Origin of the sequence: Rhodococcus sp. NPDC078407, from assembly GCF_044542515.1 — a bacterium.
In the GTDB taxonomy this organism is placed as follows: domain Bacteria; phylum Actinomycetota; class Actinomycetes; order Mycobacteriales; family Mycobacteriaceae; genus Rhodococcoides.
Genome location: NZ_JBITUQ010000002.1, coordinates 91,686 through 106,935, shown reverse-complemented (window position 1 = coordinate 106,935; position 15,250 = coordinate 91,686). Strand labels below are relative to the sequence as shown.

General features: G+C 63.2%; 14 protein-coding genes. 12 read left to right on the top strand and 2 right to left on the bottom strand.

Annotated elements, in window-relative coordinates; genetic code table 11:
• Positions 1 to 3: 3 nt before the first annotated feature.
• The gene (locus ACIGGF_RS02905) at positions 4 to 1,446 is read right to left on the bottom strand and encodes a polysaccharide biosynthesis tyrosine autokinase (protein WP_397519948.1); all 1,443 of its coding nucleotides are present in this window, start codon (positions 1,444 to 1,446) and stop codon (positions 4 to 6) included.
• Between the two features lie 110 nt (positions 1,447 to 1,556).
• On the opposite strand from ACIGGF_RS02905, the gene ACIGGF_RS02900 reads away from it, so the two are divergent.
• The 11 genes from ACIGGF_RS02900 (at position 1,557) to ACIGGF_RS02850 (ending at position 13,784) form a co-directional block, all read left to right on the top strand.
• Positions 1,557 to 2,978, top strand: coding sequence for an O-antigen ligase domain-containing protein (locus ACIGGF_RS02900; protein WP_397519947.1), 1,422 nt, complete (start codon positions 1,557 to 1,559; stop codon positions 2,976 to 2,978).
• 142 nt (positions 2,979 to 3,120) lie between these two features.
• Positions 3,121 to 4,575 carry a cellulase family glycosylhydrolase gene (locus tag ACIGGF_RS02895; RefSeq protein WP_397519946.1) on the top strand — a complete coding sequence of 485 codons (1,455 nt, stop codon included), beginning with the start codon at positions 3,121 to 3,123 and terminating at the stop codon, positions 4,573 to 4,575.
• A 429-nt stretch (positions 4,576 to 5,004) separates the two neighbouring features.
• A complete protein-coding gene (locus tag ACIGGF_RS02890) occupies positions 5,005 to 6,141 on the top strand; it encodes a glycosyltransferase (protein ID WP_397519945.1) in 1,137 nt (378 codons plus the stop codon).
• Positions 6,138 to 7,136, top strand: a complete 999-nt coding sequence (locus ACIGGF_RS02885) for a GDP-mannose 4,6-dehydratase (protein ID WP_397519944.1) — start codon at positions 6,138 to 6,140, stop codon at positions 7,134 to 7,136. Before ACIGGF_RS02890 ends, ACIGGF_RS02885 begins: the two co-directional genes overlap by 4 nt.
• Positions 7,133 to 8,107, top strand: a complete 975-nt coding sequence (locus ACIGGF_RS02880; RefSeq protein WP_397519943.1) for a GDP-mannose 4,6-dehydratase — start codon at positions 7,133 to 7,135, stop codon at positions 8,105 to 8,107. The genes ACIGGF_RS02885 and ACIGGF_RS02880 overlap by 4 nt, the downstream gene beginning before the upstream one ends.
• Positions 8,104 to 8,709 (top strand): acyltransferase, encoded by a 606-nt coding sequence (locus ACIGGF_RS02875; RefSeq protein WP_397519942.1) that lies wholly within the window; start codon positions 8,104 to 8,106, stop codon positions 8,707 to 8,709. Before ACIGGF_RS02880 ends, ACIGGF_RS02875 begins: the two co-directional genes overlap by 4 nt.
• On the top strand, positions 8,709 to 9,776 hold the full coding sequence (locus ACIGGF_RS02870) for a glycosyltransferase (protein WP_397519941.1): 1,068 nt from the start codon (positions 8,709 to 8,711) through the stop codon (positions 9,774 to 9,776). The genes ACIGGF_RS02875 and ACIGGF_RS02870 overlap by 1 nt, the downstream gene beginning before the upstream one ends.
• Entirely contained in the window at positions 9,773 to 10,918 is a 1,146-nt protein-coding gene (locus ACIGGF_RS02865) for a polysaccharide biosynthesis C-terminal domain-containing protein (RefSeq protein ID WP_397519940.1), read from the top strand. Before ACIGGF_RS02870 ends, ACIGGF_RS02865 begins: the two co-directional genes overlap by 4 nt.
• Positions 10,915 to 12,030 carry a glycosyltransferase gene (locus tag ACIGGF_RS02860; RefSeq protein WP_397519939.1) on the top strand — a complete coding sequence of 372 codons (1,116 nt, stop codon included), beginning with the start codon at positions 10,915 to 10,917 and terminating at the stop codon, positions 12,028 to 12,030. Before ACIGGF_RS02865 ends, ACIGGF_RS02860 begins: the two co-directional genes overlap by 4 nt.
• Before the next feature lie 5 nt (positions 12,031 to 12,035).
• Entirely contained in the window at positions 12,036 to 13,061 is a 1,026-nt protein-coding gene (locus ACIGGF_RS02855) for a hypothetical protein (protein ID WP_397519938.1), read from the top strand.
• A gap of 450 nt (positions 13,062 to 13,511) precedes the next feature.
• Positions 13,512 to 13,784: a hypothetical protein gene (locus ACIGGF_RS02850; protein ID WP_397519937.1), complete on the top strand. Its 273-nt coding sequence runs from the start codon at positions 13,512 to 13,514 to the stop codon at positions 13,782 to 13,784.
• Here the strand turns inward: ACIGGF_RS02850 and ACIGGF_RS02845 are convergent.
• Positions 13,781 to 14,188 carry a hypothetical protein gene (locus ACIGGF_RS02845; protein ID WP_397519936.1) on the bottom strand — a complete coding sequence of 136 codons (408 nt, stop codon included), beginning with the start codon at positions 14,186 to 14,188 and terminating at the stop codon, positions 13,781 to 13,783. The genes ACIGGF_RS02850 and ACIGGF_RS02845 overlap by 4 nt on opposite strands.
• Positions 14,189 to 14,433: 245 nt before the next feature.
• On the opposite strand from ACIGGF_RS02845, the gene ACIGGF_RS02840 reads away from it, so the two are divergent.
• Positions 14,434 to 15,225 (top strand): ANTAR domain-containing response regulator, encoded by a 792-nt coding sequence (locus tag ACIGGF_RS02840; RefSeq protein ID WP_397519935.1) that lies wholly within the window; start codon positions 14,434 to 14,436, stop codon positions 15,223 to 15,225.
• Positions 15,226 to 15,250 lie beyond the last annotated feature (25 nt).

The following is a 15,250-nucleotide window of genomic DNA, read 5'->3' as shown; positions in this document are numbered from 1 at the left end:
AAGCTATCCTCTGCTCGCCGAGGAGGTCGCGGTATCGCTCGTCGCCGGTGTGGGCCGGGTTGCTGCGGAGTAAGCCTCCGTGGACGGTGCTGCGGCAGAAGGCTTTACGGGGGTGTCGTTGGACGAGGGGTTGCCACCGAGGAGCCGTCGCGCCGACGGCTCGAACGTGGTCACCACGCCCAGCACGGTGCCGCTGACACCGTCGAGCACCTTGATCGCCCGTCGCAGCTTCTCCCGCGTCGTTCTACCGGTGCGCGCGAGAACCAGGGTGCCGTCGGACAAGGCAGTGAGAATGGCACCGTCGGTGACCTCGAGCAAGGGTGGGGTGTCGACGATGACGTAGCGGTAATCGCCGCGCAGCTGCTCGAGCACCTCGTGGGCGCGGTCCGATCCGAGCAGCTCGCTCGGATTGGGCGGCACCGGACCCGACGGCAGTACCGACACACCGTCGAACACGTCACGCTGGATGGCCTCATCGATGCGGTGTTCGCCGGAGAGCACCGTCGACAATCCGATGGACTGGTCGATGCCCAGGCGAGTCCCCAGCGCTGCGTTGCGCAGATCGCCGCCGACGAGCAGAACTGCGTGCCCCGCTTCGGCGAGAATTGCGGCAAGATCGATGGCGGTGCTGGTGCGTCCCTCGGCCGCCGACGGGCTCGTGATGGTGATGACGCGCGGTGGTACGCCACCGCCGAGGAAACGAATGTTGGTGCGCAGGGCGCGCAGTGGCTCGCCCATCTTGATCATCGACGCCACTGCCGACGTGGATCGCGTCGCGTCGACCGGGAGTCCGCCCAATACGCTGCGGCCCGAGATCTCCTCTGCACGAGTGCGATCCCGAACGGAACGATCCAACAGGCCGCGCAACAATGCGAGCGCGAGACCGACGACGAGGCCGATGGCGGCACCGAGCCCCAGGACGGTGGTCAGTCCCATGCCGATCGGTGCGGCCGGAACATCACCCTGATCGACGATGGTGGCACCGGCGGCCGGGCTACCGCCACGCTGCGAGGTTTCGAGTTCTTGGACCAGCTGGGTCAACTGACCGGCGACCGCGTTGGTCAACACCTGCGCAACCGCAGGATCGGCGTCGGTGGCGCAGAGATCGAGCAACACCGTCTTGTCGATGGGCGTGGCGGTGACACGCGAACGCAGTTCGTCCGGAGAAATGTCCAACTGCAACTGATCGATCGCGCGCTGGGCAACCTGTGTGCTGGTCGCCAATCCGGCGTAGGACGTCACGCGTTCCTGCGAGAAGAGGTTGTTCTGGTACGCCTCGCCGACCGAGCTACCGCCTTCGGTGGTGACGAACAAGCGGGCGCACGCCTGGTATTGCGGCGTCGTGATGAGCGTGTAGGCCCAGCCGCCGACCATGCCGACGACCATCGTGAGCGCGACGATCCACCAACCCGCGCGAAGAATCCGCCCGTATTCTCGAATCTCCACGAGTGCTCCTATCGAATGACGTCGGTCAAGGGGAAACAATAAAGCGCAGCGAAGGATTCGGCAGGGCGTACATGTTGCGAGCGGGTGAAAGCGTGACAACATCAGTGCCTATGAGCATCACGCAGCGCGTCGGTGCGGCCGCCATCGTGGTCGTTCCCGTGTTCGTTACATTCGCCATGATCGTCGGCGGAACACCGGCGAAATTGGCCGCGTTCGCCCTCGTCGCGCTGACTGTGGGAGCGTACATCGGCCTACGTCACCCGCTGTATCTGACTCGTGTGCTTGCTTTTTCACTCGGCGCACTGCCATTCGGATACGTTCCCGGAATTCACGCGCCGTTAATATTCGCATTGGGAATCGCGGTCATTTTCGCCACCGTGATCCACCGCACAGCGGTGAGCCGCATCACATGGCCGGAAATGCCGATGATCGCATTGCTCGTCCTGTCCGCACTGTCACTGTTCGCGACGAGTGGCGCACTCGTCGACTACGTCGAATTCGGGCAATGGGTCGTGTCCACGTTGGTCGTCGTCTGCCTGCTGCGGATGCAGCGTGACGAACTTGCCTTGTTCGGCAGGATCTACGTCTATGCCGCCTCGGCCGCAGCCGCTTTCGCCGTGCTGATCTTCGTCGCAGACCCAGCCGGGAAGTTGATCCGCTACCTGTCGATTTTCGGCTACGGCAGCGAAGAGGAAAGCACGCGATTCGTCTACAGCCCCACCGGAGCCACCACCGTTCGCCTGGCTGGAACCTACATCGACCCCAACGCGGCAGGTATCGGCTTCGTCCTGGCCTTGATGCTGTGTGTACTACTTCTGCGCGGCTACCTGCGCACAGTGCTTGCCGCACTGCTGTTCCTGTCGATCGTCATGACGCTCTCGCGCGCCGCACTGTTCTCGGTGGTGTTCGGAGTGCTGCTGATGTTGGCGTTCCAACAACTGCGCACACGCGAGCGGCTCGCCATCGTCGGTGCGTTCGCGGCAGCATTCGTCGGAGCCCTCGCGGTGCCGAGCGTGCGCAATCGCGTCTTCTCGTCGTTCGGCAGTGGAGACGCCGGGTCGAGTGCCCGCGGCGACGCCCTGGTGGAGTTCCCCGGGCATATGCAAGGCCACTGGATGTTCGGACTGGGCTGGGGCCGTGCAGAATTCAAAGACCCCACGGTCGCTTTCGAGGTCAACTACGTGGCCAACACCCCGCTGTTGACCATTTACCGCGGCGGGCTGGTGGCCGGCATCGCCTTCGTCGCGATACTCGTCGTCATCGCAGTGGTCGGATACACACTCCTGCGGTCCCGACACTGGGAGTACGGGTTCTACGGCGGCGGAATGATCGGCTTCGCCGTCGTCGCGCTGCAGCTCGACTTCCCCGTGGTCACGATCCCGGCGACCACCATGGCCTTTTCGGTGATGTACGCATTTCTCGTCTACGCATGGGAAAAGTCGTCGAAAACCGATCCACTTACCGACAATCTCGGCACCGAAGAAACGAAAAGCTTGGTTTCGGTCAAGGAAGCGCGACCAGCAGTTTCATAACAATCGGAATGAATGTTTATATTTGTACAAAGCCTTGTTTCCGGTGCAATGATTCACCGCACCGGCCTGTCGAACGTTGGCACAGGCCCCCTGGTGGAGAGAATTCCAAATGGTTCACTTTCGCAGTGGCTTTCGTACAGTGGTGTCGGCGACAACAGCTCTGATCGTCGCGGCCGGCGTTGCATTCGGAACTCAAGCACCTGCCGGAGCGGCCCCGACACCCCCCGGTGTCGGCATCTCCGACGGCGGCGGCCTGCTGTGGTCGACGGACGCCGAATTGGACACCACCGTCCAATTCGTGACCGCCATGGGCGTGAAGTCGATGCGCGTCGCCATCCCCTGGTCGACCGTCGAACCTGTGCAGGGTCAGCTGAACTGGGCACCCGTCGACCGCGTGGTGAACAAGCTGCGAGCAGCCAACATCTCGATGCTGGGCATCATCGCCTACACCCCGGGGTGGGCGACGTCCCCGGTGAATCAACCCATCAACACTCGTCCGGCCTCGCCGGCCGCGTTCGGTGCATTCGCCGGAAAGGCCGCCGCGAGATACAAGGGCACAGTGGCCGATTACGAGATCTGGAACGAGCCCAACGGGTCGATGTTCTACGGCCCGCAACCGGACGCCTCGGGGTACACCGACCTGCTCGAGGCCGCATATCCCAAGATCAAGGCAGCCGATTCGGCCGCGACGGTCGTCGGCGGCGTGCTGGGCGCAGCCGAGCAGGCCCCGGGAATCGTCAACCCCGTCGATTTCACCAACCAGATGTACGCAGCCGGAGCGAAAGGGTATTTCGACGCCCTGTCCTATCACCCGTACCAGTACTCCATGAAGTTCTCCGAGGGCCCGTACGTCGATCACTCCCCTGCCCGCCAGCTCATGGACATGCGCGCCGCGATGGTGGCCAACGGTGACGGCAACAAGAAGATCTGGGGCACCGAGTACGGAGTGCCGACCTCGGTGGCCTCCGAGGACCAACAGAGCGCAATGATCACCGACTTCGTCACCAAGTGGCGGGAGCTGCCGTACACCGGCCCGATCTTCCTGTATCAGCTGCGTGACAAGCAGACCGGCAGCAACGACCCGGAGATGACATTCGGACTGCTCCACACGGACTGGTCGGCCAAGCCCGCGCTGTGGGCCCTGATGAGTCTGCTGCAGAACAACATTCCGAGGACCGCCGAGTACACCCGTTTCGCCGCCGCACCGAACAACTTCGGAGCCGTGCTGGGCCCGGTGTTTCCCGTTCGCGATACCTGGGCTCAATACCGACAGGACGCTGTGGTGTACGAGATGCCCAATGGCTTCGTCGGGGTGCCCAGGGCGGTCGCAGAGGCCGTTCGCTACACCGGATTCTTGCCGACCACACCCTTCAACGGCACCTACCAGGACTTCGACAGTCCCTACGGCCTGCGAGTGTTCTCCACCGCCATCGGCGGTACGCACAACATCGGTGGCGGCATCTTCAGCGCCTGGGATCCGACTCTGGGACCGGCCACAAGTGGCGAGGTACCTCAGTACGGCGGAGGTGTGCGCGTGACGTTCCAGTACGGTGCCATCACGTGGGCTCCGTTTGCGGGAACCACTGTCACTCGGTGATTTCGGTCGTATCTGATTCATAATTCACAAACCGCAGGACCCTTTTCTTTGCATGCTCGGACGCGGTTTCTCGGCGTCTTCATTGCGGATACGTTAACTCTGAGCAAAGGCGCGGTTTCCGCTGTCTCGACGAATTAATTTGCGTTGTGAAGAACCTCACTTCGCGCTATCTATTTGTCGAAAAAACGGATACTCATATACAGCGAACGAATGACTCTTCGTGGCAGAATGACGTCCATTGTTCGCATGTCTCGTCGGGGGACACCGGTTTGTCCACGGTTCCGTCGTGCAGTGTCGCACGCCCGAACCCGATCGGTGCTCGAAAAATCTCGTGCTCCATTCGAGTTCGGTTAGACACGATGGGTAGAAGATGCGTACCAATATCGCTGTGCCACAATTTGATTCGATCCGATACTGCCAGGTGGACGCATGACCGATCGACCTGGACTTCACGTTGCCATTGCCCACGACTACCTGACTCAACGCGGTGGAGCCGAGAAGGTCGTGCTGGCCATGGCTCGAGCTTTCCCCGACGCACCGATCTACACCACGCTGTTCGAGCCTTCGACGACGTTTCCCGAATTCGCCGACCTCGATGTACGTCCGTCGACGTTGAACCGAATCGGGTTTCTGCGTAAGAATCACCGAGCGGCACTTCCACTGCTGCCGTTCGCATCCTCGTCCATCGAGATCGACGCGGACGTGGTGCTCACGAGCACCAGCGGCTGGGCGCACGGCTTCCACACTTCCGGCCGCAAACTCGTCTACTGCTATTCGCCGGCGCGTTGGCTGTACGAATCGCAGATGTATCTGGGCGAGTCACGTAGCCCTCTCAAACGTGCTGCTTTGAAGGCACTTTCGGCACCGCTGCGCATGTGGGACCAGCGAGCGGCTCTATCGGCCGACCGGTATCTCGCCATCTCGACGGTAGTGCAGCAACGCATCACCGACGCCTACGGGATCGGGTCGACGGTGGTACCCGCCCCGTTCACCGTCGAGACGGCACAGCCCGAGCCAATCCCCGAGGCGGCCGGATGGCAGACCGGATCAGGCTACTACCTGTGCATCTCCCGCCTGCTGCCGTACAAGAACGTCGACCAGGTCATCGCCGCTTTCGCCGGCACCGACCGCAAGCTGATCGTCGTCGGCCGCGGTCCCGAGGCAGACCGGTTGCGAAAGATCAAGTCCGACAACGTACTCATGCTCAGCGATCTGACGTCGGGCCAGATGACCTGGCTCTACCAGGGCTGTAACGGTTTGATCGCCGCCAGCTATGAAGATTACGGACTGACCCCCATCGAAGCGGGCTTCCACGGTAAGCCCAGCGCGGTGCTGCGCTGGGGCGGCTTCCTCGACACCGTCGACGAGGGCGTGTCCGGTGTGTACTTCGATCAGCCGCAACCGGATTCGATTCGGAAGGCGATCACGGAACTCGAACGAATCCCCTGGCAACCGTTGAAGATCCAAGCGCACGTCGAACAATTCAACGAAGAACGCTTCTCCGCAGAGATGCACGCTGCTGTATCCGAGATGTACACCGAAACCATGGAGAGGGCGTCAGCATGACGACGAAACGCGCACTGATCACCGGCATCACCGGCCAGGACGGCCTCTACCTCGCCGAGCTGCTACTGAGCAAGGGATACAAAGTCTTCGGACTCCTCCGTGGACAGAACAATCCGAAGGCCGCGATGCTCGAGCAGGTACTGCCTCAGGTCGAGGTACTGCACGGTGACCTGCTCGATCTGTCGGCCTTGATGCGCGCTTTCGCCGTCGCCGATCCCGACGAGGTCTACAACCTGGGAGCCGTCTCCTTCGTTGCGTACTCGTGGGAGAACGCACGCCTGACCACCGACGTCACCGGCGGCGGCGTGCTCAACATGCTCGAGTCCACCCGGCTCTACGAGCAGGTATCGGGCAAGCAGGTGCGGTTCTACCAGGCGTCGAGCTCCGAGATGTTCGGCAAGGTTCAGCAGGTACCGCAGCGCGAAGAGACTTTGCTGTGGCCCCGCTCGCCGTACGGCGTTGCCAAGGTCTACGGGCACTACATGACCATCAACTACCGCGAGTCCTACGGCATGCACGCGAGCTCGGGAATTCTGTTCAACCACGAATCCCCCCGTCGCGGGCCTGAATTCGTCACCCGCAAGGTATCCCAGGCCGTCGCCCGCATCGCCCTCGGATTGCAGAGCGAGCTGTCCCTGGGCAACCTCGACGCCAAACGCGACTGGGGCTTCGCCGGAGACTACGTCGAGGCCATGTACCTGATGCTGCAGCAGGACGAGGCCGACGACTACGTGATCTCCACGGGGGAGACTCATTCCATTCGAGAACTGCTGGACCATGCATTCGCTGCCGTCGACATCGACGACTGGGAGCGCTACGTCAAGATCGACCCGCGCTTCTTCCGCCCGGCCGAGGTCGACCTCCTCGTCGGTGACTCCGCCAAGGCCCACGCAGCACTGGGTTGGAAGCCGAAAGTTGCTTTCCCCGAACTGGTTGCGATGATGGTCCAGAACGACCTCGCGGAACAGTCGCCCGACACGGTCAAAATCGCGTGAATACCGGGCGGCGCCCCACCGCGCTGATCACCGGGGTGGCAGGCCAGGATGGTAGCTATCTCGCCGAACTGTTGCTCGAACGCGGTTGGGCCGTCCACGGTGTGGCCAAGCCCGGTGGCAACGACGGCACGGTGAACCCTTTTGTGGAACAACACGACATCGAACTCAGCGAACACGGGGCTACGCGGGTTCTGATTCAGGACATCGAGCCCGACTACGTCTTTCACCTGGCAGGCATCTCGTCGGTGTGGCGGTCGTGGAACGATCCGGTGCTCACCACTCGGGTCAACGGAGTGTCGGCGGCCGCACTGCTGGACGCGTGCTTCACCCAGCAGGAGGCGTCGGGCAGACGCATCATGGTGGTCAATGCTTCCAGTGCCGAGATCTTCGCGGGCTCCGGAGTATCGATGCAGAACGAGGACACTCGAGTAGCACCCACATCTCCGTACGGGGCTTCGAAAGCGCTGAGCCACAACATGGTCGAGGTCTATCGGTCCCGCGGTCTCGAAGCGACCAACGCCATCCTGTTCAATCACGAATCTCCGCGTCGACCCGACAGCTTCGTGACCCGCAAGATCACCAAGGCCGCCGCCGCTATCTCCCGCGGCACCCTCGACACCCTCGAACTGGGCAACCTTTCCTCGGTACGCGACTGGGGTTGGGCACCGGACTACGTGGACGCTATGGCGGCGATGGCCGACTACGGCAAAGGCGACGATTTCGTCGTCGCCACCGGCGAGGCACACAGCGTGGCGGACTTCGTCGCCGCCGCGTTCGAGGCAGTGGGGATCGACAACTGGCGCGACCATGTGCGGAGCGATTCCGAGATGCTCAGACCCGCCGACTCGGCCAGGATGGTGGGCGACGCCGCCAAAGCCCGAAATCTGTTGGGCTGGGCACCGACCAAGGACTTCGATCAAATCGTCAGGGCGATGGTCGAATTCGACATGACCGAGGAGATGGCAGCATGACAGCGGTGGAACGGCCTGTGGGCGAGATCTACGACGTGTCCAACTACAAGATGCAGGACATCACGTTCAAGCGGAAGCTGCGCAATCGCGTCGGCACGCTCGGGTTCAACATGATCGTGACGTTCATTCCGTCACACTGGATTCGGCAGAACTTCCTGCGCGCGTTCGGAGCGACCATCGGCAAGGACGTCTCGATCTTCCGCGGCACCACCATCCTCGATCCCGAGGGCCTCACCATCGGCGACGCGTGCTCTATCGGGTTTCGCTGCATGCTCGACGCCCGCGGTGGCATCACCATCGGCAGCAACGTCGTCATCGCCAGCGACACCCACATCATCGGCGGGTACCACGATCACAACTCGCCGGAATTCACCCCCATCCTCGAACCCTGTGTCATCGGCGACTACGTGTGGATCGCCAGTCGCAGCACCCTTCTGAGCGGCGTGACCCTGGGCCGCGGTGCGGTGGTCGGCGGTTGCTCGATGGTGCGCGGAGATGTCGGCGAACTCGAAGTGGTCGCCGGAGTGCCCGCCAAGGTCCGCGCCATGCGGGATCCCGAGGCGCTCGCCTACCGCCCGAAGTACCGGCCGCTGTTCTACTGATGATCTTGCGCGACTGCCGACTCGTCTACCTCGCCCCTCGATCCGGAGTGGGCGGGGTGGGCGACTATGCCGACGATTTCGCCGACGCCGTGCGTCCTCACTTCGGTGAGGTCATCGAATACCGACACGACGGGCCGGGTTCGCATTCCGTGCGCGATATCTTGAGGCACCGCAGAGCACTTCAAGAGCTCGTCGATGCCGACCCTGGACGGGTCATCGTGCACAGCGAACTCAGCGGCGGATCGGTGATGCCGTTCTGGGCAACCGCTCGTCTGACCGGCGACCCGATGGTGACCGCGACCGTGCACGACCCGCCCGGCATCGTCTGGTGGCCTGCCCGCACCAAGTTTTTGGCCGACAAGAAAATACTCAATCACGGCCTGCACTACCCACTGCGGGCGGCGTGGCGTCGACTCGAGCGCAGCGTGGTGGGAAGCCGAACCCTGTTCGCACTCACCCGCTCCGGTGCCCACTCCCTCGAACGCAGCTACCCCGCCGTGACGGCCGAAGCAGTGATGCACTTCGTCCCCGAACGCCCCGACATCACTCCGGCCGAAGACCGCCCGCTGGCCGTCGGCATGTTCGGATTCGTCTATCGCGGCAAGGGATTCGATCAGCTCCAGCAGTTGCGCGATCGCCTGCCCAGCGGGATCGCCATTCGCATCGCCGGCCGCGGAACCGAACAGCTCGATCCCATCGACGGAGTGGAGATCCTCGGCGAGGTGAACGGGCCGGACGAGGACGCATTCTTCGCCTCCATTCGCGCACTCGTCGTGCCCTACGGGAAGCGATCGATCTACGGCGATGCGTTCCCCGCCTCCGGATCGGTGAGCCGCGCCATCGCCTACCAAACTCCCGTGGTTTGCCTCGAAGAAGGTGCGCTGTCCGAAACCGACGGCGGTGCACTGGTCGTCGCCGGCGGAACCGACGAGATCGCCGACGCCACCGCCCGCCTCGTCACCGATCGGGCAGCGCTGACCCGACTCCGCCGAGAAGTGGAGGCGCTGCGCCGCGCCAACGCTCCGCACTCGGTGGCCGAGAGCTTCGTGGCTGTGTGGTCCAAGTGAACGGGAATCTTCTGAAAGCAGGGGTTGCAGCGCTGTGGACCTATGGCGGCCGCGGCATCGGGCTGCTGTGGACCGTCGCGCTGATCGCCAAGCTGGGGATCTCCGATTACGGCCAGTACGCGATGGCCTTCGCGCTCGCCGCTATTGTCGCAGCGCCACTGGATCATCCGTTCACCGTGCGCTCGATTCGCGTTTCCGAACGAGAGTTTCTGGGCGAGCGCACTACTCGGGTGCTGACCGGTGCAGTACTGATCGCCGTTGGACTGTGTCTAATGCAAGTGAACTACATCGCCTGGTTCGCTCTCGTCATCGGCGGCGGCGAGCTGGTGTTCAATGCCTACAAGAGCAGGGCCTTGCGCGACGGCCGTCCCGATCTGACCCAGCGTCTGGACACGACGCGGCAAGCGACCTCCATCGCACTCGCAACGGCGTACCTGTTCGCCGCTCCCGACCCGTCGCTGACGGTGGCCAGCCTGCTCTATGCCGCGCCGTATTTCGTCATCGCAGTGCTGGCCGCACTGCAGACTCGGGTAGCACGCCCGCGCGTCCCCGGATCGTGGCGAGAGATGTCGATGTTGTTCTCGGAGAACCTCGCCAACGCGGTCTACATCCAGGGCGACGTGCTGCTACTCGGCTTCCTCACCGACTCCACGATTGCCGGCTACTACTCCGTCGCCGCAGTGACCGCCTGGGCCGTGGCCTTCATCGGCCAGGCCTTCGGCAACACCTTCCACGAAAAGCTCCGCGCAGCAGACGGATTGGTCAGTGCCGGCCCGGCCTTGAAGCACACTGCGATTCTCGGCTCTGCTGCCGGATCTCTGCTGCTGGCCGCCGGACTCGTTCTGTTCTTCACGCCGGCATCCCCGCAGGTTGCGGGAGCGTTGGTGGTGATGTCGCTGTTCGTGGTGATGCGGGTGATGAACCACGTGTTCACCACCGTGCTCTACCTCCAGCATCGGGACCGCACGCGGGTCATGGCGGCCGCGACGCTCGCGCCGCTGAAGATGGTTCTGGTGTTGTGCCTCTTCCCCTTCGGTGCCGTCGGTGCCGCCGCGGCGTCGGTGATCACCGACGCCGTGCTCCTCGTGTGGTTCATGCGCGCCTTGTATCGCGATCCGGTGAAAGAAGAAGTGACGCAATGAGAAGAGCGACATTCCTGCTGTCCAAGGACCCCGTCACCGAACACGGCGGTGACATCGCCCTGTCTCGCCTGATGATGCAGCTGGCCCGCGGGGCCTTCGAGGTGCGCTTGATCTGCCTGTCCAAGGAGACCGACGTGGCTCCGGACGTCGTTCGCGTTCCCAAGCCCAAGGTGGATCTGGGATTGCTGATGAAGTCCCTGCGGCCGACCCGCTCGGTTGTGCACGGCCGCTACGACGTCGATGCCTTGCGCGACGCCATCGACGCATCCACCTCGGATGTGTATGTGGCCGAACACAGTTACATGGCCGAGTCGTTCCTGCGGTCGGCCAAGTTCGGATCACCCTTCGCGATCAACACCGTCAACACCGAATCCCAGGTGTGGAAGGTGACTCGTGGGTCGATCGGCCGCGTCGAGGCCCCCCGCATCCTGCGCGACGAGATTCGCGTCGCCCGCGCAGCAGATGCCGTCGGAACCTACGATGCCGACGAGGCGCAGATGTACCGCGACAAGGGCGTGCGTGACGCCCGCTGGATAGACCTGACCCTCGAACCTGCGCCGCAACTCGATCTGTCTGCCACCGCGAAACGTTTGGTGTTCATGGGCACTCGCGACTGGCCGCCGAACCAGGAAGCCTTCAAGATCGCGTTGGAGTACTGGCCGGCCATCTCCGCGGGCATCGACGGTGCCGAACTCTGCATCATCGGCGCGAAGGCCCCGGGTGCCAAGGATCCCGTATACCCGGCCGGCGTTCGCGACCTCGGCTTCGTCGACGACCTGCAGGAATTCCTCGGCACCTGCCGAGCTCTGATCGCACCGGTCGCCACCGGCGGCGGCGTCAGAGTGAAGATTCTCGACGCAGCGAGCAAGGGCCTACCCGTCGTCGGAACCTCGGCGGCCGTCGGATCACTCGACTCGATTTTCGAGCTGCCCACCTTCGACGACAAAGAGCAGTTCGTCGCGGAATGCCGTCGCTACCTGCTCGACCGCACCGCCGCCGTCAAAGCGGGCGAGCGCATCTACGAACTCAATACCGCACGTTGGCACGATCGCATCCCCCACTCCACCGTGGAGTCACTGATCAGCGCTCCGCTGACCCGCACCTTAGGATGACCGCCATGACCCTGCGCGCACGTCTGCTCACCGTCGCGGCGGCTGCTGCGATCACTGTCGGCCTCAGCTCACCCGTCGCGCATGCAGCACCTGCCGACCTGGGGTTCACGGGCGGCGCGCCGTTCCTGACCCTCGACGACGCGACTCTCGACAACGAACTCGGGGCCGGACGCGAAATCGGTGCATCGTGGGTTCGAGTGGTCGTGAACTGGGCGGCCATCGAAACAGCGCCGGGAGTGTTCGACTGGGGCAACACCGATCGCGTGATCAATGCCGCGACGGCACAGGGGTATTCGGTTCTGGCCGTGTTGGGCGGAACCCCCGGCTGGGCCCAGGGTGGTATTGCATCACCCCTGCCTGGTGCAGTTCCGTTGGATCCCAATGCTTTCGGAGCATTCGCCGGTGCAGCCGCGGCGCACCTCGGGAATCGCGTCGACAGCTACGAGGTGTGGAACGAGCCCAACATCCCCACCTTCTTCGCACCCGTCGACGCCGTCCGATACACGAACATGCTGCGCGCCGCCTACCCCGCGATACATAACGCCGACCCCGGAGCCACCGTACTCAGTGCCGGGTTGGCCACCACCATGAACGTCGGAGCGTGGACCGTCGCACCGGTGACCTTCCTGCAGCAGATGTACGCAGCAGGAGCAGGCGGATTCATGGACGCCGTCGCCCTGCATCCGTACACGTTCCCCTTCACCGTCGAGAACGACCCCAATGGCCAATGGGCACAGGTGGATCAGGCCTACGGCACGATGGCAGCCAACGGCGACGGCGGCAAGAAGATCTGGATCACCGAACTCGGCGCGCCCACCGGCAACGGTCCGATGGCCGTCACCGAGGATGCACAGGCCGCGATCATCGGCTCGAGCCTGGCCAAGGCGTCATCGCTACCGTACGTGGGCCCGGTGTTCGTGCACTCGCTGCGTGACTCCGGCACCAACCCCGCCGACTCGGAGCAGAACTACGGACTGCTGCGCTCGGACTTCACCGCGAAGCCGGCATACGACGTGGTGCGGGGTTCGTAGGTTCTGCTGAAGGGTTCGGGACCTCACACCCTTTTTCCCGACCGCGCTCCCGAGTTCAACTCATAGAGAGGGCGCACCCTGCAGCAGGGGTGTGAGGTTGCTCAGCCCCGGGGGCGGTTAGGCCAGCGCACCTCACGGTTCACTATCGCTCTCCATACGCGGCATCCCGCACATTCGACGCGGTTCTGAACCCTCAGGTCCGGGCCCACATATGCCAGAGCCGACACACTTGCAGACTGGACCGCATCGCGATTCTCCAGCCTGCAAGCGTCCGCACCGATCAGTCCCCGAACCGTCGCTACTGACTCCTGGCTGTGGTCTCAACCGCAGAGCTGTGCACCGTCTACCCTTCTCCTCGCCAAAGCAACCCTTCAGGTCGGGTAATGAATAGGTAAGGAGGTGCACCTCACCTATTCACGGTTGCTCTCTGCGGTCGACCATGATGGGTCGGTGCCCACAACCGATCCGTTTCACGCACTCGTTCTGATGAACGCAGTGTTCGCCTCCGCAGCATGGTGCTTGGCCAAGCCGTCATGGCCCGCAGCCGCATCGCTGTCCGTTGCCTCGGTTCTGTGGCTGTTCTTCAACGCCCCCATCGAGGGTGCAGTGTTGTACGTGGTCGACGCAGACAGAGGGTTGACCGAGTCCGACTTCATCACGCTCGCCGGGTTGATCCTGGCCGCGGTGACGGTCGTCAGGGTGCGGCGATCGGACGTCGACTAAAGCCGGTCGCGATCACGAGCGCGGCTGAAAAATTCGCCAGCGGCGAGGATGACCAACGCGCCACCCAACAGGGCGAGGGGGATTTGGCCGAGTGGGGCGTGGATGTCGAGGACGAGAATCTGCCACACCACCCACCCGATGGTCACCAGCCCCACGCACGCGACGTACACCGCAGCGTCCGAGGCGTCGACGAGCACAGCAGCCACGCAGATCAACGGTGCCAGTCCGAGGAAGATCAGCACGAACAACCCCGAGATGCGGTAGTCCCAGGTGTGCCACGCGGGAAGCATGTCGACATTCAAGCCAAGGGATCGGCCGGTCGGGTCGGTGGTCAACGACAGTCCGTTGAACGTCCCGGCCGCCCCCAGCAGGAGCAGTAGAGCCACCGTCGAGAACTTCTTCACGGTGACGTCATGTGTTCGTCGTCCTTCGATCGGCCGGGAGCGGCTCGCACACCGCGCATTGCCGTCGAGTCTGCCAGAACAAGGCTGATCGGTCTTGTTCTATCACTTGCAGGGAATGTTCCCAACCCTGACACTGCGCCGACGCTGCCGTGTGGGGTAAATTCGACGGGTCGGTGAAGCCCGCGCCGCTCCTTGCTTGTGTCACCACCTGAGTGGCATCGGCCTCTGGAAGTGAGTGATGCCCTATGAATACCGAACCGTTGGACCGGGGCAGCGGCAGTGCGTCCGCCTCGGCCTCCGATGCCGACAATGTCTCGGCCGACGTGTCGAATTACGCACAGTCACTCGAGAACTTGAGATCGAAATTGCTTGCGCGGTTGGATCTGTCCGTCATCCTGCAGGCCATGACCATCGAAGTAGTCGAGGCTCTGACCAATGCGGACCTGGCCGGAATCACCCTCGTCGACGAGGATGGGGACCTGCCGCAGACGGTGGCCTCGACCGATCCCCGTGTCAACGACGTCGACGCAGACCAATATCGAAGCAACGAGGGCCCCTGCCTGGAGTCTGCGCGAACCCAACAGATGGTCCGTGTGCTGGTCAGCGGGGTCGAACATCGCTGGCCGCGGTTCGCCAAGAACGTGTCCGATATCGGCGTCCAGAGCTACCTCTCGGCCCCGCTGATCGTCGACGACAAGCATCTCGGGGCTCTGAACATTTATAGTTTCGACCCGCATGGCTTCAACAACATCGACGAAGCTCTGTTGGGGCTGTTCATCAGGTCGATCGAAACTGCAGTGTTCGTCTCCCGCAGGGCCCAATCCGCGGAAGAGGAAGTCGACGGACTACTGACCGCGATGAAAACGCGTGCCCAGATCGAACAGGCCAAGGGCATCATCATGGCAATGCGCGGCGTCGACCCCGACGAAGCCTTCGCGTTTCTCTCCGAACAATCCCAGAGCCGCAACATCAAGGTCGCCGACATAGCAACCACGTTGATCCAATCCATCAGCAACAAGCCAGGAGAGAAGCGTTGACGAGGTGTGCTGCCCCTCGAACCCG